Annotated in this window: 17 protein-coding genes; 10 read left to right on the top strand and 7 right to left on the bottom strand. The window is 49.4% G+C overall.

From position 1 onward, the window contains the following. Positions 1 to 334: 334 nt before the first annotated feature. Entirely contained in the window at positions 335 to 1,528 is a 1,194-nt protein-coding gene (gene coaBC / locus DW739_RS11995; protein WP_118570676.1) for a bifunctional phosphopantothenoylcysteine decarboxylase/phosphopantothenate--cysteine ligase CoaBC, read from the top strand. Between the two features lie 109 nt (positions 1,529 to 1,637). On the opposite strand, the gene DW739_RS11990 is transcribed toward coaBC, so the two are convergent. Continuing rightward, entirely contained in the window at positions 1,638 to 1,913 is a 276-nt protein-coding gene (locus DW739_RS11990) for a hypothetical protein (RefSeq protein ID WP_118524019.1), read from the bottom strand. 302 nt (positions 1,914 to 2,215) lie between these two features. After that, positions 2,216 to 3,340, bottom strand: coding sequence for a M20/M25/M40 family metallo-hydrolase (locus tag DW739_RS11985; protein WP_118743117.1), 1,125 nt, complete (start codon positions 3,338 to 3,340; stop codon positions 2,216 to 2,218). Between the two features lie 290 nt (positions 3,341 to 3,630). Between DW739_RS11985 and bsh the strand changes: the two genes are divergently transcribed. After that, a complete protein-coding gene (bsh, locus tag DW739_RS11980) occupies positions 3,631 to 4,605 on the top strand; it encodes a choloylglycine hydrolase (protein ID WP_118638433.1) in 975 nt (324 codons plus the stop codon). 150 nt (positions 4,606 to 4,755) lie between these two features. Here bsh and DW739_RS11975 read toward each other — a convergent pair whose 3' ends face one another. The 5 genes from DW739_RS11975 to DW739_RS11955 are packed head-to-tail and all read right to left on the bottom strand — an operon-like array spanning position 4,756 to position 9,718. Next, entirely contained in the window at positions 4,756 to 5,658 is a 903-nt protein-coding gene (locus tag DW739_RS11975) for a TIGR03943 family protein (protein WP_118743116.1), read from the bottom strand. Continuing rightward, a complete protein-coding gene (locus DW739_RS11970) occupies positions 5,655 to 7,223 on the bottom strand; it encodes a permease (RefSeq protein ID WP_117796640.1) in 1,569 nt (522 codons plus the stop codon). Before DW739_RS11970 ends, DW739_RS11975 begins: the two co-directional genes overlap by 4 nt. Next, positions 7,220 to 8,023: a metal ABC transporter permease gene (locus DW739_RS11965; RefSeq protein WP_117796639.1), complete on the bottom strand. Its 804-nt coding sequence runs from the start codon at positions 8,021 to 8,023 to the stop codon at positions 7,220 to 7,222. The genes DW739_RS11970 and DW739_RS11965 overlap by 4 nt, the downstream gene beginning before the upstream one ends. Further along, entirely contained in the window at positions 8,020 to 8,685 is a 666-nt protein-coding gene (locus DW739_RS11960; protein ID WP_117796638.1) for a metal ABC transporter ATP-binding protein, read from the bottom strand. Before DW739_RS11960 ends, DW739_RS11965 begins: the two co-directional genes overlap by 4 nt. A gap of 16 nt (positions 8,686 to 8,701) precedes the next feature. Next, on the bottom strand, positions 8,702 to 9,718 hold the full coding sequence (locus tag DW739_RS11955; protein ID WP_118743115.1) for a metal ABC transporter substrate-binding protein: 1,017 nt from the start codon (positions 9,716 to 9,718) through the stop codon (positions 8,702 to 8,704). Positions 9,719 to 9,968: 250 nt separating this feature from the next. On the opposite strand from DW739_RS11955, the gene DW739_RS11950 reads away from it, so the two are divergent. The 8 genes from DW739_RS11950 to DW739_RS11915 all read left to right on the top strand — a co-directional run bounded on the left by DW739_RS11950 (position 9,969) and on the right by DW739_RS11915 (position 19,072). Beyond that, the gene (locus DW739_RS11950) at positions 9,969 to 10,406 is read left to right on the top strand and encodes a transcriptional repressor (RefSeq protein ID WP_117796636.1); all 438 of its coding nucleotides are present in this window, start codon (positions 9,969 to 9,971) and stop codon (positions 10,404 to 10,406) included. 115 nt (positions 10,407 to 10,521) lie between these two features. Next, complete coding sequence (locus tag DW739_RS11945; protein ID WP_117796635.1) at positions 10,522 to 10,962, top strand: peptidylprolyl isomerase; 441 nt, start codon at positions 10,522 to 10,524, stop codon at positions 10,960 to 10,962. A 153-nt stretch (positions 10,963 to 11,115) separates the two neighbouring features. Beyond that, positions 11,116 to 11,565, top strand: coding sequence for a MarR family transcriptional regulator (locus DW739_RS11940; RefSeq protein WP_117796634.1), 450 nt, complete (start codon positions 11,116 to 11,118; stop codon positions 11,563 to 11,565). Continuing rightward, on the top strand, positions 11,558 to 12,916 hold the full coding sequence (locus DW739_RS11935; RefSeq protein ID WP_117796633.1) for an MATE family efflux transporter: 1,359 nt from the start codon (positions 11,558 to 11,560) through the stop codon (positions 12,914 to 12,916). Before DW739_RS11940 ends, DW739_RS11935 begins: the two co-directional genes overlap by 8 nt. 317 nt (positions 12,917 to 13,233) lie before the next feature. Next, on the top strand, positions 13,234 to 13,752 hold the full coding sequence (locus DW739_RS11930) for an Hsp20/alpha crystallin family protein (protein ID WP_118743114.1): 519 nt from the start codon (positions 13,234 to 13,236) through the stop codon (positions 13,750 to 13,752). 158 nt (positions 13,753 to 13,910) lie between these two features. Beyond that, positions 13,911 to 15,098 (top strand): J domain-containing protein, encoded by a 1,188-nt coding sequence (locus DW739_RS11925; protein ID WP_118743113.1) that lies wholly within the window; start codon positions 13,911 to 13,913, stop codon positions 15,096 to 15,098. 384 nt (positions 15,099 to 15,482) lie between these two features. Continuing rightward, positions 15,483 to 17,324, top strand: a complete 1,842-nt coding sequence (locus DW739_RS11920) for an NAD(P)-binding protein (protein ID WP_118743112.1) — start codon at positions 15,483 to 15,485, stop codon at positions 17,322 to 17,324. After that, positions 17,318 to 19,072 carry a [FeFe] hydrogenase, group A gene (locus DW739_RS11915; RefSeq protein ID WP_118743111.1) on the top strand — a complete coding sequence of 585 codons (1,755 nt, stop codon included), beginning with the start codon at positions 17,318 to 17,320 and terminating at the stop codon, positions 19,070 to 19,072. Before DW739_RS11920 ends, DW739_RS11915 begins: the two co-directional genes overlap by 7 nt. Positions 19,073 to 19,092: the final 20 nt, after the last annotated feature.

The following is a 19,092-nucleotide window of genomic DNA, read 5'->3' as shown; positions in this document are numbered from 1 at the left end:
TGCCAGCACGTTCAGTGCCTGTTTTCTATGGGATACAATACAACTGCTGCCGCCTGTCCCTGTTCACATCCAGTGAAAACCAGGCCAGTCAGCAGACACTTCCACACTATATCACATCACTTTTCAACATACAACCAACAATTCTACCAGAATATGTACTGTTTTTTATTGTCTTTTCACAAAATACATGTTTCTTTCCTCTCCTGTTATATGCGCTTACCAAAGAATCTGGCAGAGAACGGAAGCCAAAAAGGGTTTACAATTTTTCCTCCAGATGCTATGCTGTTCGAAAATGACCCAGAAAACCAGAGTACAAACCGAAAGGATATATATCATGTTAACTGGAAAAACGATTATTTTGGGAGTAACCGGCGGAATCGCCGCATACAAGGCGGCGAACCTTGCCAGCCTTTTAAAGAAACAGCACGCGGATGTACACGTGATTATGACTAAAAATGCGATGGAATTTATCACACCGCTTACCTTTGAGACCCTGACCGTCAATAAATGCCTGACGGACACCTTTGACCGGAATTTTAAATTTGAAGTGGAACACATCGAGCTGGCGAAAAAAGCGGATCTGGCGATCATCGCCCCGGCGACTGCCAATGTCTGCGCCAAACTGGCACACGGACTTGCCGATGATATGCTGACGACCACGCTCTTAGCCTGCCAGTGCCCGCGCATCATTGCTCCGGCGATGAACACACGGATGTATGAGAATCCTATTACCCAAGATAATCTCCGCCTGTTAGAACATTACGGCTTTACCATCATCGAACCAGCAAGCGGTCTGCTCGCCTGCGGCGATTCCGGAAAGGGCAAATTCCCGGATGAGGGGCTGATCCTGGAATATATTCTCCGCGCGATCGCCTACCCGAAGGATCTCGCTGGAAAGAAGATCCTTGTGACCGCCGGTCCGACCCAGGAAGCGGTCGATCCGGTGCGCTACCTCACGAACCATTCGACCGGAAAAATGGGCTATGCGCTGGCACGGATGGCGATGCTGCGCGGTGCCGACGTGACACTCGTCACCGGCGAAACTTCACTGACTCCGCCTCCATTTGTCAATACTGTCCACATCAAAAGCGCACACGACCTCTTTGAAGCAGTCACCTCCCGGAGTGAGGAACAGGACATTATCATCAAGGCGGCAGCCGTCGCTGACTACCGTCCGGCAGTCGTTTCTGATGAAAAGGTCAAGAAATCCGACGGCGATCTGAGCCTGGCGCTGGAGCGCACTGAGGACACTTTAAGCTACCTCGGCGCACACAAACGTCCGGGACAGCTGCTCTGCGGCTTCGCGATGGAGACCTCCCAGCTCGAGGAACGCGCCCGCGGCAAGCTGGAACGCAAAAATCTGGATCTGATCGCTGCCAACAACTTAAAGGTAGCCGGCGCCGGATTCGGAACCGATACAAACGTCATCACGCTGATCGATAAGCAGCAGACCCGCCATCTGGAGCAGATGAGTAAGGAAGCAGCGGCGATGGAAATATTGACGGTTTTACGCGATATGATGAAATAGATTTTGATTGAAATAGATAGAGAAAGAGGAAGCAACCGAGGTTGATGGACGGATGCCTCCTCTTTCATTGAATATGGAATATATCATAAGCATTATTTTTAGAATGTGGCTATTTAAAACGAATCCGCCATACTCCTATGATCAAGATAATTTCACAAAGCAATCGCAATACTTTCGTGATTCGATAAGCCGTATCCTCTTTTATCTCTGGACTCTCCTGCAAGTATTTGCATTCAATAAAAGCCCTTGCCGCAATTTCTCCAAAAACTGCCAGCGCTAAAAATAAGGAAAAGCCTGCCATGCCTTTTGCATAACTGTACAATGACAATAAGAATAAAATAGAGACGCCTAAATTGTATAATGTCAGCCAGAATTTTTTCTTCATATCGATCACCTCTCGATTCTATCTAAGCAAAAAATCTCATAAAATATTTGTTATCGCTTTTTATTTTTACAAAATTGCTTTTCTAGTTTCTTATTCATATAATATCAGATCTCCCCTCCGAAGTATATAGACAATTTCTTACGAAATCATTACGATAAAACTCTCTGTATTTTTGTTGAAATTTTGTTCGAACGGCTATATTTTTATTTGAATAAAATAATAAAGCCGTTCGACTATATTTTATGCTGCATATCGTCAAACGGTCTTATCAACACTTGTGAAGTTTACTCTATACTCGCCTCTTACCCCTGCGTAATCAACTCCGCGATCAATCTCGCCCCATTTACAATATCGCCTATCTTCGCATACTCCCGCACGGAATGAACATCGTACATACCGCATGAAAGCACCGCGCATGGGATTCCGTGCTGCATCATCGTGTTTCCGTCGCTGCCGCCGAAGGTGCTGCCGAATTTCGGCTCGATTCCCAGGGTGCGGCAGACCTCGGCAAAATGAACTGCCACCGGCGCGTCCGGTTCCAGATGGAAGGCTTTAACATGGAGGCGGTGTGTGAAAGAAAGCTCTGCCCCCGCCTCTTTGACGGCGGTTTCAAAGACATGGCGGACATCTTCCAGGGTCTCCATTGCCTTTTCATGGCTGTAGCTGCGGATCTCGCCCCGGCAGGTGCAGAGTTCCGGAACGGCATTCACAACCGAACCGCCCGAAATCAAGCCCACATTCAGGGTTGTTTCCTCATCCACGTGCCCCAGCTTCAATGCGGCAATCGCGCGGGCCGCCGTCTGAATCGCGTGGATGCCTTTCTCCGGCTCGAATCCGGCGTGTGCTGCACGCCCTTTGACTGCCGCCTCAAAGGAAAGGATCGTCGGTGCCTGCAGGATCGCTGTCCCGACTGGTCCAGTTACATCCAAAACGTAAGATTCCTTCGCTTTCATCTGGCTGAAATCGAACTCCGAGCTTCCTCTTGTAAACGGCTCTTCCGCCGCCGCAAAGAGGATCTCGATATCCCGGTGCGGGATTCCTGCCTCCTGCACGGCACGGATGCCTTCTAAGATGGCGATTACCCCGGTCAGATCGTCCGCGCCAAGCACGGTGGTTCCATCCGAAGTGATGGTTCCGTCCTCATGAAAAACCGGCTTCTTTCCGATTCCCGGCGCGACCGTGTCCATATGCCCGGACAGCAGGATCGGCGTGCCCGGCAGCCCGCCCTTTAACGTTCCAAACAGATTTCCCGCATTGCCTCCTATTTTCTCGGCTGTGTCATCTTCCTTTGCCTGGATTCCCAGCTCTGTGAGCTTTTCCTTCAGGCGATCCGCCAGCTCGCGTTCCCCGAAACTTTCCGAGTCGATCCGCGCCAACTCGCCGAATTCGGCGCGGATGCGGGCTTCGTTTATCTCAATCTGTGCCATGATGACTTCCTCCTGTTTTCCATTCTTTTTTCTATCTATTTTTTACTCTCCCGCTAATTCCTACTATTTTTCTCTGTTTTGTGTATTATACACCGGAACATGATTGTAAGCAACGCGGAAATTTTTAAATGTACTTTCATATTCTTTTTTATATTCGCTGAAAAATCTGTTATACTAAAAATACAAAAAATTTTAATTTCAAGTCGAACGTCCGTGAGACAAATTTGCTATTACTCACCACCTGAAGAGGTGGGAGTCTTCTCGACTGAGATAAAAAGGAGAGACCATATATGTGTACAGCCGCAACTTACAAAACCGCCGATTTCTACTTCGGCAGAACCTTAGATTATGAATTTTCTTACGGGGACGAAGTAACCGTCACACCTCGCAACTATCCACTTACTTTCCGCCACGCAAGCGCGGTTTCTACCCACTATGCCATCATCGGCATGGCACATGTGGCGGGGGATTATCCGCTTTATTATGATGCTTTTAATGAGAAGGGGCTTTGCATGGCGGGACTGAATTTCGTCGGCAATGCTTCCTACCAGAAGCCGCAGGAGGATCATGACAACATCGCACAGTTTGAGTTCATCCCCTGGATTCTCAGCCAGTGCGCGTCCGTGAAAGAGGCTCGCATCCGCCTCTCCCAGATGCTACTGACCGACACCCCATTCAACGAGCAGTTTGCCCCGGCGCAGCTTCACTGGATTCTTGCCGATAAAAATGAATGCATCGTCATCGAGCCGATGGCGGACGGGCTGCATATCTACGACAATCCGGTGGGTGTCCTGACAAACAATCCGCCGTTCCCGCAGCAGCTGTTCTCCCTCAACAATTACATGAACTTGTCCCCGAAGCAGCCGCAGAATACATTTTCTGCCGATCTGCCGCTTACAACCTACAGCCGCGGCATGGGCGCTCTCGGACTTCCGGGAGACCTCTCCTCCGCTTCCCGGTTTGCACGGGTCGCTTTTACAAAATCAAATGCCCGCTCCGGCGCATCCGAGCTAGAAAGTGTCAGCCAGTTTTTCCATATCCTAGGTTCGGTTGACCAGCAGCGCGGATGCTGCGAGGTCTCCGATGGAAAATATGAAATCACACTCTACACCTCCTGCTGCAACGCGGATAAGGGGATTTACTACTACACGACATATGAAAACCATCAGATCACGGCAGTGGATATGAACCGGGAGAACCTGGACGGGGAGACTCTTTCAAGATTTCCGCTGGTACAGGGGGAACAGATACGGTGGGAGAATTAGGACGAAGCATTTTCTTCTATCCTCTTCTTCACGCATGGCAGGCAGCCCACCGTATGAAGACTCCGGACACACGTTCCTATAAAGCAAAAAGCAGGGAGAGGAAATATTCCGCAAACATTTCCTCTCCCTGTTCAAGCCGAACGGCCGACATCAATAAACCGGATATACGTATTCATCCTCTGCCGCCTCTGCTTTTTCTACCTTCAAGACCTGAATCTCCATTCCTTTCTCTTCATCATAATGATAGGTTCCTGTGACTGTCACCCATTCATCCTGTGAAAGAGTTTCCGCCTGATCCCAGATACACAGCGGTCCGCAGGGCTGCAGATCTGCCACACAGCAGCTCATCAGCATACGGATCAAGCCAAACTGCCCCACTGTGAGTGTATCATCCCGGTAAACAGTTCCATGCATCTGGATTTCATATCCTTCGTACATCTCCGGATAATAGCTGAGCTGCACCAGCCACGGATAAAAACTGGCATCATCCACGACAATCCGCCTGTTTTCTGTATCCAGCCCAGGAGGCGTTTCGATCCTTTCTGAATCTTCCTGTGCTCCTGCTGTTTCATCTATATTACCGCCCTGTGTTTCTTCTAGGGATTCTGTCCCGTCATCAGACGAGCCGGTATACATATCCGCTGCCTGTGTCACTGCCGCTTCACTCTCGCCAGACACAGCCTGCTTATCCGTCTTCTCATTCTGTCCGCTTTCTTCTCTCGGACGCCCCGCCTGTACCAGTCCCTGGCTGGAATAGGACATATTCCCCGATGCCCCCAGCGCCTGATATGGCAGCTGCAGCGCCATGAGTGGGATTAGAAGAACCAGCGTCCGGTTCAGATGCTGCCGGTATTCCGGTATCCCGATCCAGGCAAAGCAGGAAAATGCCCAGACTGCCATTACCAGCGCCGCAAAATACAGATACCCTTTCATCCTGGGAGTCACAAAGAGAAGATACTGGCCTGTATACGCCATCCAGAAGAGTTTCAGTCCAAAGAGGAGGCTTATCACTGCCTCAATGAGTGCCCCCGGATTGATATAATGCCTTCTCATCCTGCCATTCCTCCTCCCAGAAGTCCTGCTGTAAGCACCACTCCAAAGCAGACTGCAAATACCGTAAGCGCCAGCCTGACAATAAACGATGCTTTAAAATATCCTCGCAGCATCATCACGTTTTTGATATCCATCATGGGTCCAAATACGAGAAATCCAAGAAGCGGAACCGTTGAAAAAGTTCCCGCCATGCTTCTCGCCACCACTGCATCCGAGGACGAGCACAGAGAAAGCAGAAATGCCAGCAGAATCGCCGCAAACAACGCCACCGGAAGGCAGGAAGCCCCCCATTCTTTTAAAACTCCCAGATTCACCGCCTGAAACAGGGTGGATACCGCAATTCCCACAACCAGATACCTGGCAACCGAGTAAAATTCCATGCGGGCATGCCACAAAAATTGTTCTGCCCTGCCCAGCCTTCCGCTTCTGCTCTCCCGATAGCAGCCACAGGTACAAAATGAAGTGTTTCCAGCTTCTCCTTTCAAATAATCCGTCGGTTTCCGGATGAAAAAGCTGGTGCCAATCAAAAAGGAACAGAGGATTCCCAGACCGGTCCGGTAAAAAACTGCCCGAAAACTCCCATTAAAAGCATAATACGTTGAAAGAAGTACAACGGGATTTACAATTGGTGCTGCCGTCATAAAACAGATGGCAGCCGGAAGCGGAACCCCTTTTTTCAGTAATCCTTGGAAAACAGGGATCGACGCACAGTCACACACCGGCAAAAAAAATCCGGCTCCAATTCCCATTCCCATCGCAAAGACCGGATTAGACGGAAATATCCGCTCCAGAACCCCTACCGGAATGAAGACCTGAATGGCCGAGGAAATCAGGACACCCAAGAGTAAAAATGGAACCGCCTGCAAAAACACTCCCATAAAAATAGTAAAATAGCGGATCAACGGCACGCCTCGCTGTTCTGCCAGTGCCACTACCATCAGTAAAAAACAGGCAAGCAGCGCAAAAGCGAGCCATTCTAACAGCGGGCTTCCCTTCTGTTTTCCCAATTCATCCAACAGGGCTTCTTTTGAATATTCCCAGACTTCTGTCGATGGCGCCAGTGCTTTGCACATATGCTCCAACTGCTTTACCGCGTTTTCATCTTCCGTATTTCTCAAGTAAATCACATCACTAGAAGCTACCTGTGAAATCGGACCTTCCCCGGTCTGTCCAAGCATCATTCCCGCCATTTCCACATCTGCCAGATACATTACCCTTTCGATATGAATCCTTCGTCGGAGCGCATTGGACAGGAGAAGCTTCTCCAGTGTTCCAAAACGTTCCATTCCGTTCCACTCCACCCAGATCTCTTCATAGCGGTGGATTTCAAGCTCCACCTCCACTCTGTCTGCTACCTCTTCCAGATGTGTCTCCAGCTCATCCCGATCCCAGCTCCGGATTTTCCAACTGCACCTCTCTGCCTCCTTTGTATCCAGTACCTCTTCTCCTTCTTCAAACTGAAAAATCAGTACATTCCGGCAATGTCTGAGACGAAGACTATTTTCTATCAGTTTCGTCTTTCCGCTGCCCAGAAACCCTTCTACGATATAAACCGGTGTTGTCATCGTCCCATCTCCTTTCCTTTGATTCCAAGAGCTGCCACAAAGCACGCGACTTCCAGAAGTACAATTGTACCACCCGGTTTTGTTCCCCAATAGTACGAGATAAACAATCCAAGAATCGTTGTCCCGACCGCTGCCAAAACAGACCACAGAACCGTCATCCGATAACTGTTTCCCATCTGCATTCCAAACGCTACCGGAACCACCAGCATCGAAGAAATAATTAAGGTTCCCACGGTTCTTGATGCGATCGATACGGTACATGCTGTTAAAACAGTAAATAGAAAATTCACCTTACGCACCGGAACTCCCGAGATTCTGGCTGCATTTTCATCAAATCCTATATAAAAAAGTTCCTTCCGAAATAAAATAAGAAGCAGCAGTACCGCTGCGCTGACAGCACATACCCCCAAAAGTTCCGCTGTGCTGATTGACACGATACTTCCAAACAAAAAGCTGTTAAAGTTAGCACTGTTTTTAACAAATCCGGACAATACTCCGGCAAGACCTATTCCAGCAGACATAACGATCGCAATCGCATTTTCTGAATACCGGGGAAGACGACGCCGAATCGCCTCAATTGCCAGCGCTGCCACCACACAGATACCGCCTGCTCCGGCTACCGGGTTGATTCCAAACAGCATTCCGATCGCTACCCCTGCTAAAGAAGCATGGGCCAGTGCATCTCCCACCATCGACATCCGTTTAAGTACTACCGTCATGCCAATCAGCGGCGTAATAACAGCCAGCAAAATTCCTACTAAAAATGCCCTCTGCATAAATCCATACTCGAAAATACTCATTTTTCCTCTACCCCTCCTTCTTCCATCTTAAAAAAGCGATTTGCTCCGGAAAATACAGCTTGATTTCCGTGGGTAATCAAAAAAATTGTCATCGCCTCTTCTTGATTTCTGCGTTTTAATACCGCTGCCAACTGCCGAAGGGACTCCTGATCCACTCCGACAGCCGGTTCGTCCAGAAGGAGAAGCTGAGGTTTGGAAATCAACACACGTGCCAACATAACCCGTTGCTGCTGGCCACCGGAAAGTTCCCCTATCCGCCGGTTTAACGCATCTTTCATTCCCATTTCTTCCAATGTCCGGCATATTCTTTCCTTTTTATCTTTAACAGCCCACTTTTTCCAGAATGGATGATACATTCCGGTTTCCATGATTTCCTCCACCGTTGCCGGGAAAAATGCGTTGCGGCTGGTTCCATTTTGCGGCATATAGCCGATGCGGATTCGATGAAGCGCTGCTGTCAAAGAATCACTTCCTGCTATCACAACCCTTCCTTTTGCCGACTCCAACTCTCCCGACAATACTTTCATCAATGTGCTTTTACCGCTTCCATTTTCCCCTGTCAGCACTGCATAATCGCCCTGCCGGATTGAAAAATTTAAATTATGTAACACTCTGCGGTTCCCATATTCAAATGAAAGATGATCTACATCCACTATCTTCATGCCCGCTCCCTTTTCTTTACTGATTCAGTGCTTCCACCAATGTCTCAAGATTTGATTCCATTACAGAAAAATAATCCGCCCCTGCTTTTAATTCCTCATCACTAAGCCCTTCTAATGGATTTAACATCTTTGTCTGCGCTCCGATTTCTTTTGCAATCGTTTCCGATATCTTCGGACTTACCAGCTCCTCAAAGAAGATGGTCTTAACCTGATGTTTTTTTGCAAAATCCACAATCTCCTTCATCCGGGCTGCATCCGGTTCTGAATCTGCGGATAATCCTTCGATTCCGCTCTGGTTTAAACCGTATGCCTGGCACAGATACCCAAATGCCTGATGTGCAGCTATCACATCCCGTGTTTTCACATCCGATAATTTTTCCTGATACTCTGCATCCAGATCATCCAGCTTCTTCGCATAGGTCTGGTAGTTTTTCTCATAATACTCCTGATGATCTGGATCCGCTGATACAAGTGCATCTTTTATATTTTCCATTTCCTTCTTCGCATTTTCCGGCGCTAACCACACATGGGGGTCATAGGTAATCTCTTCTGCATGCTCATCCTTCTCTCCGTTTTCTTCCTCCTCATGCTCTGAGCCTTCCAGCAGATCAATTCCCGTAGATGCTTCCACCGCAATCAGGTTTTTATTGTCCAGCGACGTAAGCACATCGGCAGCCCAGTGCTCCATTCCGGCTCCGTTGTATATAAAAATATCTGCCTCTTCCAACTTCTTGATGTCAGAAGCTGCCGGTTCCCAGTCATGAGGTTCCGTTCCCGCCGGCACCATATTCGTCACCTCCACCCGATCGCCGCCTATCTTTTGGGCAAAATCATACATCGGATAAAAGCTCGCCATGACCTTTAACCTGTCTCCATCGATGCTTATTACATCCGTCTCTGTTTCCCCGCTTCCGTCTTTCTCCTCCTGTTCGGTCTCTATATCGGACGATTCCACCGCCCTTCCGGCACAGCCCGTCATCCACACGAGTGCAGAGATTGCTATCATTCCCATAAACACACTTTTCTTTTTCATTCTGTCTGCTCCTTTCAGCTGTAGGTTATCGCATAGCATTTGCAGAAGCACCTGCCTGTCAACAGCAGGCTTTGTGTCTTCTGCTCTACACATTAATAAATGCAAGTAATTTGCGTTTATTAATATAGCACTCTTTTTTTACATCGTCAAGATTAATTTGCAAACGAGTTGCATTTTATTCTTATGCGGCTTGACGCTTCCTCCCTTCACCGCTAAAATAGGAGCTAACAGACAAAGGAGATATTGCCGTATGACTTCGATCCGAAAACCATATACAACCAAAACAAGGACTGAGATTCTCGAATACCTGAAAGAGCACGCTTCCAGCACGGTAAGCGTTGCCGATATACAAAATTATCTGAAAGAAAAACGGGCAGAAACCAATACTACCACCATTTACCGATTTTTAGACAAACTGTGCCGAGAGCACATCGTTATCAAATATCCAGATGCTGAAAATGACAAAGCCGTTTACCAATATGCCGGAGAAGGTGCCCACTGTATGGAGCATCTTCATCTTAAATGTACCCGCTGCGGACGCCTGTTTCACCTTGACTGCGATTTCATGGATGAACTCCGTCAGCATCTCCTAGAAGAGCATGGCTTTCTGCTCCAATGCAGCGGTGATCTGCTGCATGGCCTCTGCCAGGAATGCGCCGCCAAAGAAGGTTCTGAAAAAGAGCTTTAATGTTCCTGTATTTTTTAGTATACTGGTAGCATATGCACACGAATTTACCGGAAAACGGCCGTTTGAGGCGGATTTTCCCATTACCGCATATCAATATCTTTTGGAGGATTTTATCATGTCTGAAATCACAGGACGCAATGTCGGCAAAACCTGCCGCACTCATTACAAAGGAACCTTTAATGACGGAACACAGTTTGATTCTTCCTACGATCGTGGCGAACCCCTTGAGTTTGTCTGCGGTGCCGGTCAGATGATCAAAGGCTTCGATGCCGCTGTCGCTGATATGGAAGTAGGCGAGATGAAAGAGATTCACCTGATGCCGGAGGAAGCTTACGGCATGCCGGATCCGAACGCCATTCTGGAACTGGAGATCGCTAAACTGCCAGGTTCCGAGGAACTGGAAGTTGGACAGCAGGTATACTTAACCAACCAGATGGGACAGCCGTTCCCGGTCAAGGTTATCGCAAAGAATGAGGTAAATATCACGTTTGATGCCAATCATGAGATGGCTGGTAAGGAGCTTAACTTTAAGATTGAGCTGGTTGAAGTAAAATAACCGTAACACAACTGCCCTTACATTATAACAACACGCGCCGTCAGCGCCCATCCCGGGAGCTGGCGGTATTTTTTCTTGACAAATTCTCACTCCTCCACTATAATTACCCACGGTAATTATCACAAGTAACTATTTGATAAGGAGACTTTCCATATGACCATCGAAACAATCAAGCGGATGTTGGACGCCTGTTATCAGGGCAAACGAATCCGGGATATGCTTCCGCCGCTGCCGAAGGGAGTCACTTCCTCCTATATTCAATATCTGGATGTCATCCAGTCGCTGGAGCGAAACGGCATCCATGTAAAAATATCGGACATCAGCGATGCGCTGAACCTGCCTCGCCCAGGCGTGACCCGGACTGTCAAGGAGATGGAAGCGGGCGGTTATCTCCAAAAGAAAACCTCGCAGAACGACGGGCGTGTTACCTACATTTCCATCACCGAAGCGGGCAGGACGCTCTCACAGACGTATGACACCGAATACTTCAGCGCGCTCGCCCCGTCTTTAGACACCATTACTGAGGAGGACGCCCGCCAGATGATTCAGACGATGGAGACATTTTATCAGATTATGTGCAAACGGAGGGATTCCCATGAATAATGATAAAGCTGATTTTACACAGGGCAGTATCCTGAAAAAACTGATCGCTTTCATGATTCCGGTGCTCGGTGCACTGATTCTGCAGGCGGCATACGGCGCGGTCGATCTGCTGGTGGTTGGACGGTTCGGTTCGACCTCCGGTCTTTCCGCCGTTTCGACGGGCAGCCAGGTCTTAAACCTCGTCACCTTCGTCGTAATTCAGTTCGCTATGGGTATCACCGTTTTGATCGCCCGCTATCTCGGTGAAAAGAAACCGCAGCAGATCGGCGCAGTTGTCGGCGGAGCTTCGATTGTATTTACGATCATTTCCGCCGTTTTATTCGTCGTCATGGTCTTTTTTGCCCGCCCGATCGCCATTCTCATGCAGGCACCCGAGGCGGCGGTGGATCAGACCGCCAGCTACATCCGCATCTGCGGAGGCGGCATTTTCTTCATCGTCGCCTACAACCTGCTGTCCTCCATCTTCCGCGGGCTCGGTGACAGCCAGTCACCGCTTCTCTTTGTCCTGGTTGCCTGCATCGTCAATGTGATCGGCGACCTCGCACTGGTAGCTGGTCTTCATATGGACGCCGCCGGTGCCGCCATCGCGACCGTCTCCGCGCAGGCGCTCAGCGTTATTTTCGCGATTATTCTTTTAATTAAGAAAACTCTGCCATTTACGATCACCCGGCACGATTTCCGCTTCAACACCCAGTGTCCGAAATTTCTTTCCATCGGACTGCCGCTGGCGCTTCAGGAATTTTTAACCCAGCTTTCCTTCTTAGCCCTGTGCGCCTTTGTCAATCGACTGGGACTGGAAGCGTCCTCCGGTTACGGTGTAGCATGCAAAATCGTCAATTTCGCCATGCTTGTCCCGAGCGCCCTGATGCAGTCGATGGCTTCCTTCGTCTCCCAAAACGTGGGGGCAGGGAAAGTCAAACGTGCCAGGCACACCCTTTTTACGGGAATCGGCGTCGGTCTGTGCGTCGGCTGTATCGTCTTTACCCTGGTTCTCCTAAAAGGCGATGTCCTGTCCGGCTTCTTCTCGACGGATGCGGCGGTCATCCAGAACAGCTATGATTACCTGAAAGGATTCGCACTCGAGTCCATCGTGACCGCGGTTCTGTTCAGCATGATCGGATATTTCAACGGAAATAACCAGACACTTTGGGTTATGACACAGGGACTCATCCAGACACTTCTGGTGCGTCTCCCGCTAGCGTATTTCATGAGTATCCAGCCGGATGCCAGCCTGACCAAGATCGGTCTCGCAGCCCCCGTTTCTACGATCGTCGGCATTGTACTAAATATCGGATATTATATCTACTGGACCCGGAAACAGCAGCACCCGCCAGTGGAAGAAATCATATAAAAACACAGGAACTGCTCCGTAACAGGCAGGCACTTTCAGAGCGAAGGTGTCTGCCTGTTATCGTCACGGCACTTTCGGTTTCAAAAGTGCCTATCCTTGAATAATTGCGCTGTTCACAAATTCTTCACAAAAAAATTAGCACTCACCTCTTGACAGTGCTAATTATGTGTGTTATATTACAGCTAGAACAAAGGAGAGGAACAAGGAAATGAGAACAAGCTTGTTGCCGCCGATGTTTTCACATAGATGTTAAGATGTTACTGGGCATGTATGCGTGAACAGTAACGTTAAGATAATACGAAAAGGAGAGATGACTTATGTATATGCCGAGTATTTTTAATAATAGTGTATTTGATAACTTTGATAACTGGATGGATTTTTCCTTCCCAAGCTTTAACCAGAGACTGTATGGTGCTTCCTCTTCCCAGCTGATGAAGACGGATGTCAAGGAAACCGATAAGGATTATGAAGTTTCCATCGACCTGCCGGGCTTTAAGAAAGAAGAGCTCCAGATTGAACTAAAAGATGGTTATCTGACCGTCAGCGGTTCGAAGGAAGTTTCTTCCATGGAAGAGCCGAAGGAAAATCAGAAGGATGCCAAAACCACAGAGTCGGATGCTTCCAAGAAAGATGATAAAGCCGAGCAGAAGCCGGTTAAATACATCCGTCAGGAACGTTACAGCGGAAACGTAAGCAGAAGCTTCTACGTCGGCGAGAACCTAGAGGAAAAGGATATCCATGCCAAATTTGAAAATGGCACTCTGACCCTGACCTTCCCGAAAGAGCTGGAAAAGAAAGCGGTTGAAGAGAAGCATTTCGTTTCCATCGAAGGTTAATAATCAGATAGGCAGCTGCGGCTCACACATTGTGTTGCCAGCAGCCAGATAGCTTCAGGAGCTGTCGCAGGAATGCGGCAGCTTCTATCATACCCAATCTTTTATCATAACCTAAATAATTGAAACTTAAATCACTGCATCTACGGAGGTGATAATCAATGGCAGAGAAAAGAGACTATTATGACATACTGGGGATAAAGCGGGACGCCAGTGCGGAGACGATCAAAAAGGCATTCCGGAAACTTGCCAAAAAGTATCACCCGGATTCCAATGCCGGTAATCCCCAGGCAGAGCAGATGTTTAAGGATGTCAACGAAGCCTATTCGATCTTAAGTGATCCAGAAAAAAAGAAACTCTACGATCGCTTCGGTCACGCCGCATTTGACCCGAACAGCGCCGCATACGGCGGAGCTGGCGGTGCCGGCGCTTCTGGAAATGGTCCATTTGGCTCCGGCTTTGGCGGTACCGGTCAGGGCGGTTCCTGGCACTATCAGAGCGGTCCGGGCGGTTATGCAGAATACCATTTTACCGGGGATGACATGGACGATATGGGTGACATTTTTGGAGATATGTTTGGCGGCATGTTCCACGGCAAGAGTTCGGGCGGCAGTTCCCGCAGCCGACATTTCACGGGCGGTTCCGGGTTTGGCAGCTCTGGGACTCATTTTACCGGTGGCTCCAGTTTTGGCGGTTCTAGCGCTCATTTTGGCGGCGGGTCTGGCTTTGGCGGCTTCGGCGGCAGTCAGGGCTTTCACAGCGCCGATTTCCGTGAGAAAGGTTCTGACCTCACGTCCGATGTAACCATAAGCTTTGATGAAGCCGTATCCGGCTGCGAGAAGCTCATCACTCTGCAGAACCCACAGACCGGCAAGCGCCAGTCTTTACAGGTTCACATCCCAGCGGGCATCGATACCGGTAAATCTATCCGTCTGAAAGGAAAAGGCATGCCGGGAACGGGCGGCGGCGAGGCGGGCGATCTTCTTTTAAATATTACCGTCACCGCAAAACCGGGATGGGAGCGCAAGGAGATGGACGTTTACTCGACCGTCCGCATTCCGTTTACCACCGCAGTCTTCGGCGGTGAGGCGCTGGTTTCCACCCTGTACGGCAATGTCCTGTGCAAGATCGCAGCCGGGACGCAGTCGGGAACCAAGATTAAATTAAAGGGAAAAGGCGTTGTTTCCATGAAGAATCCGTCCATCCATGGTGATCAGTACGTGACAGTTCAGATCGATGTTCCGAACCATCTGACCCCTGAGGCAGAACAGAAACTTCGCGAATTTGAACACGCCTGTGGACTGGATAAAAATGGTCACGGCGGACATAACGGCAGGAGCGCAGCTTGATGGCTCCTGCCTTTTTTATTTTCTCAATTTGCAGGCACACCTATTCCAAGCTGCACCCGCGTTTCCCGCCTGGACATTTCATCAGTCAAAAAACATTTTCACTTTTATGATTTTTAATTTAATTTTTTATATGCAAATGAACTTCTATTTTTCTATTATGAAATCATTTCATTTTTCTACTTTTCCGTTTTTTCTTCTTTTTCTCCCTCCCTGCCTCTGTTTTCTTGTCTATTTTTTCTGTTTTTCTCACTATGAATTGTATCTTTTTAGATAATTTATCATAACCCTTGTATCTAATCTCTTATTTATGTTATACTAAAACCAATATTTTATCGAAAATATATCGTTTATTTTTTCACACTTATGAAAGGAGTTACACACCCTATGAGCAGACTCGTCATTCCAACCAACAGCGAGGCTCAGAATGTCGTAGAGGGACTTTATAAGGATCTGGAGCGGCGCATCATCGCCAGCCCGCCAGGTCTTTGTCCTGTCGACCTGACCGCTGCATTTTTAAAAATGTGCCATGCACAGACCTGCGGCAAATGCGTTCCCTGCCGAATCGGTCTCGCGCAGCTCTCCAATCTTCTGGAAGACATCCTGAACGGAAAAGGAACCATGAAGCATTTAACCATGCTGGAGGAAACAGCCCGTGTCATCGAAAGCACGGCTGACTGTGCCATCGGCTATACCGCTGCCCAGATGGTTTTAAAAGGACTGGACGGCTTCAAAGAGGATTTTATGGAACATATCTTACACAACCGCTGCCGCAGTAATCTTGATCAGCCGGTTCCCTGCGTAGCTCTGTGCCCGGCCGGAGTTGATATTCCGGGTTACATCGCCCTGACCGGCGAAGGACGCTATGCCGATGCAGTCCGCCTGATCCGCAAGGACAACCCATTCCCAACCGCCTGTGCGCTGGTATGCGAGCACCCATGCGAGTCCCGCTGCCGCCGCAACATGCTGGATAATTCTATCAATATCCGCGGTATCAAACGTGTAGCTGTGGATATGGCAGGATATGTACCGGCACCGGTCTGTCCAACCTCCACCGGTAAGCGCATCGCGATCATCGGCGGCGGCCCCAGCGGCCTGAGCGCTGCTTATTATCTGCAGCTGATGGGACATCAGACCACTGTATTTGAAAAACGCAAGAAACTCGGCGGCATGCTGCTGTACGGAATTCCAAGCTACCGCCTGCCACGAGAGCGCCTGCAGGATGATATCAATGTCATTCTGGAAACCGGTGTGGAAGTCCGTCTTGAAACTTCGGTCGGAAACGATCCAGGACAGCTGTCTCTGGATGAACTCCGCAAAGAATATGATGCTATCTACATCGCCATCGGTGCTCATAGTGATAAAAAGATTGGTATCGAAGGAGAAGATGCCGACGGTGTTATCTCAGCCGTTGAATTCTTACGTGCCATCGGTGACGGCAAATATCCGGATCTTACCGGCAAGAAGGTCTGTGTCATCGGCGGCGGCAACGTAGCCATGGACGTAGCCCGTTCTTCTGTCCGCCTGGGTGCAGACAAGGTGGCAGTTGCCTACAGACGCCGCAAAGCTGATATGACAGCTCTTCCGGAAGAGGTTGAAAGTGCCATGGCTGAAGGCGTAGAGATCATGGAACTTTACGCACCGGAGCGGATTGAAGCAGACGAGGACGGCCAGGTAAAAGCTCTCTGGGTAAGCCAGCAGATGCCGGGAGAAATCCGCGGCGGACGTCCTTCACCGAAGGCTATCGGCACCGACTCTATCCCGGTTGAATGTGATATCGTCATCGCAGCTGTGGGGCAGGGCATCGAAAGCCGTTACTTCGTAGAACAGGGTATCGACGCAAAATGGGGCATCATCCAGGCAACCGGATGGACCTCCATTCAGAATATGCCGGGTATTTTCGCCGGAGGCGACTGTGCAACCGGACCGGCAACCGTGATCCGTGCAATCGCTGCCGGCAAGGTAGCCGCAGCCAACATCGACCAGTATCTCGGCTACAACCACGAGATTACCTGCGATGTGAAGATTCCGGAACCGGATCTCTCCGACCGTACTCCTTGCGGGCGTGTCAACCTGACAGAGCGACCTGCCGGAGAACGCAAATGTGACTTTACACTTACCGAATGCGGCATGAGCCTCAAGGAGGCTGGCCAGGAAGCCAGACGCTGCCTGCGCTGTGATCACTTCGGTTATGGAAACTTCAAAGGAGGGCGGACCACATCATGGTAAATACGAATCTTGTATCCATCAAAATTAATAATATACCACTGCAGGTTCCTGCCGGAACCCGGATTCTGGACGCCTGCCGCGACAACGGTTTTCACGTTCCTTATCTTTGCTATCTGAAAGATATCAATGAGATCGGTGCCTGCCGTGTCTGCGTTGTAGAAGTGAAGGGAATCCACCATCTCGTTACCTCCTGCAACAACCAGGTGCAGGAAGGCATGGAGATTCTCACAAACTCCCCGCGGGTCCGCGAAGCCCGCAAAATCAACGTGGAACTGCTTCTTTCCCAGCATCACACCAACTGTCCCACCTGTGTGCGCAGTTCCAACTGTGAATTAAAACAGGTGGCAAGTGATCTGAACCTGACCGTTGACCGTTATAAAAACGAATATCCGGAAATGATCTGGACTTCTACTTTCCCACTGATTCGCGATGCTGGAAAATGCATCAAATGTATGCGCTGCGTCCAGATCTGTGATAAGATCCAGACCTTAAATATATGGGATGTATCCGGAACCGGTTCCCATACCACGGTCGATGTTTCCCACAATCTGGAAATCAAAGAATCCGACTGTTCTCTCTGCGGACAGTGTGTAACCCACTGCCCCACTGCCGCTCTGCAGGAGAGAGATGATGTGGAATCCATCAACGGTATTCACGGCGAACTGGCAAACGAGGAGAAGGTAACCGTTGCAGTGGTAGCTCCGGCCGTCCGGGCCGCATGGGGTGAAGAATTTGGTCTTTCGCCGGAATTTGCTACTGACAGACGTTTCGTATCCACCTTAAAATCCGTTGGATTTGACTATGTATTCGATGTTGACTTTGCAGCCGACCTGACCATTATGGAGGAAAGCAACGAGCTTTTAGCCCGCTTACAGCAGCCGGATAAATACAGCTGGCCTATGTTCACCTCCTGCTGCCCTGGCTGGGTCAGCTTTGCAAAGAGCCAGTATCCGGAGCTTCTGCCGCAGCTTTCCACTGCCAAGTCCCCGCAGCAGATGTTCGGTGCTGTCATCAAAACTTATTTTGCACAGAAAAAAGGCATTGCACCGGAAAATATCACCTGTGTTTCCATCATGCCGTGTATGTCCAAGAAGCGCGAACTGACTCTTCCGGGCATGGACAGCGCCGGAACCGGACAAGATATTGATTATGTTCTGACCACCCGTGAGATATGCCGTCTCATCAAGGCCGATCATATCGATGTATCCAGACTTCCGGAGTGCGATTTTGACGATCCTCTCGGTGAAGCAACCGGAGCCGGTGTGATCTTCGGTGCCAGCGGCGGCGTACTGGAAGCAGCGCTTCGTACCGCTTACCACACCGTAACCGGTGAAAATCCGGAGATCGACGAGCAGAGTCCGCTGAAGGTTCTGCGCCAGATCGGTTCCTTTAAGGAACTGGAAATCGATATCAAGGGTGTGAAACTGCACTGTGCAGCACTCAGCAGCCTAGGAGAGGCCAGACGCCTCATTCAGGCGATGAAACGCGGCGAATGCCACTATGATTTCGTTGAAGTCATGGCATGTCCGAGCGGCTGTATCAACGGCGGCGGTCAGCCGATCCGCCCATCCTTCCAGAATAAGCCGAAGGACTGCGCAGACCGCGACCAGTGCCTGCGTGCTTATGATGTAAACAGCGCAATCCGCTTCAGCCATGAAAACAAGGCCGTTCAGACACTGTATGACGAGTATCTTGAAGCTCCTCTATCCGATCGTGCACATCATCTGCTGCATGTGGAGGAATATTAATATATCCAAACGGTCACACA

The organism is Clostridium sp. AM28-20LB (assembly GCF_003480665.1).
In the GTDB taxonomy this organism is placed as follows: domain Bacteria; phylum Bacillota; class Clostridia; order Lachnospirales; family Lachnospiraceae; genus Otoolea; species Otoolea fessa.
This window is presented reverse-complemented; position numbering and strand designations above follow the sequence as displayed.

Coding starts and splice junctions, on each gene's coding strand:
- coaBC (WP_118570676.1), top strand. CDS start 335: ATGTTAACTGGAAAAACGATTATTTTGGGAGTAACCGGCGGAATCGCC.
- DW739_RS11990 (WP_118524019.1), bottom strand. CDS start 1,913: ATGAAGAAAAAATTCTGGCTGACATTATACAATTTAGGCGTCTCTATT.
- DW739_RS11985 (WP_118743117.1), bottom strand. CDS start 3,340: ATGGCACAGATTGAGATAAACGAAGCCCGCATCCGCGCCGAATTCGGC.
- bsh (WP_118638433.1), top strand. CDS start 3,631: ATGTGTACAGCCGCAACTTACAAAACCGCCGATTTCTACTTCGGCAGA.
- DW739_RS11975 (WP_118743116.1), bottom strand. CDS start 5,658: ATGAGAAGGCATTATATCAATCCGGGGGCACTCATTGAGGCAGTGATA.
- DW739_RS11970 (WP_117796640.1), bottom strand. CDS start 7,223: ATGACAACACCGGTTTATATCGTAGAAGGGTTTCTGGGCAGCGGAAAG.
- DW739_RS11965 (WP_117796639.1), bottom strand. CDS start 8,023: ATGAGTATTTTCGAGTATGGATTTATGCAGAGGGCATTTTTAGTAGGA.
- DW739_RS11960 (WP_117796638.1), bottom strand. CDS start 8,685: ATGAAGATAGTGGATGTAGATCATCTTTCATTTGAATATGGGAACCGC.
- DW739_RS11955 (WP_118743115.1), bottom strand. CDS start 9,718: ATGAAAAAGAAAAGTGTGTTTATGGGAATGATAGCAATCTCTGCACTC.
- DW739_RS11950 (WP_117796636.1), top strand. CDS start 9,969: ATGACTTCGATCCGAAAACCATATACAACCAAAACAAGGACTGAGATT.
- DW739_RS11945 (WP_117796635.1), top strand. CDS start 10,522: ATGTCTGAAATCACAGGACGCAATGTCGGCAAAACCTGCCGCACTCAT.
- DW739_RS11940 (WP_117796634.1), top strand. CDS start 11,116: ATGACCATCGAAACAATCAAGCGGATGTTGGACGCCTGTTATCAGGGC.
- DW739_RS11935 (WP_117796633.1), top strand. CDS start 11,558: ATGAATAATGATAAAGCTGATTTTACACAGGGCAGTATCCTGAAAAAA.
- DW739_RS11930 (WP_118743114.1), top strand. CDS start 13,234: ATGTATATGCCGAGTATTTTTAATAATAGTGTATTTGATAACTTTGAT.
- DW739_RS11925 (WP_118743113.1), top strand. CDS start 13,911: ATGGCAGAGAAAAGAGACTATTATGACATACTGGGGATAAAGCGGGAC.
- DW739_RS11920 (WP_118743112.1), top strand. CDS start 15,483: ATGAGCAGACTCGTCATTCCAACCAACAGCGAGGCTCAGAATGTCGTA.
- DW739_RS11915 (WP_118743111.1), top strand. CDS start 17,318: ATGGTAAATACGAATCTTGTATCCATCAAAATTAATAATATACCACTG.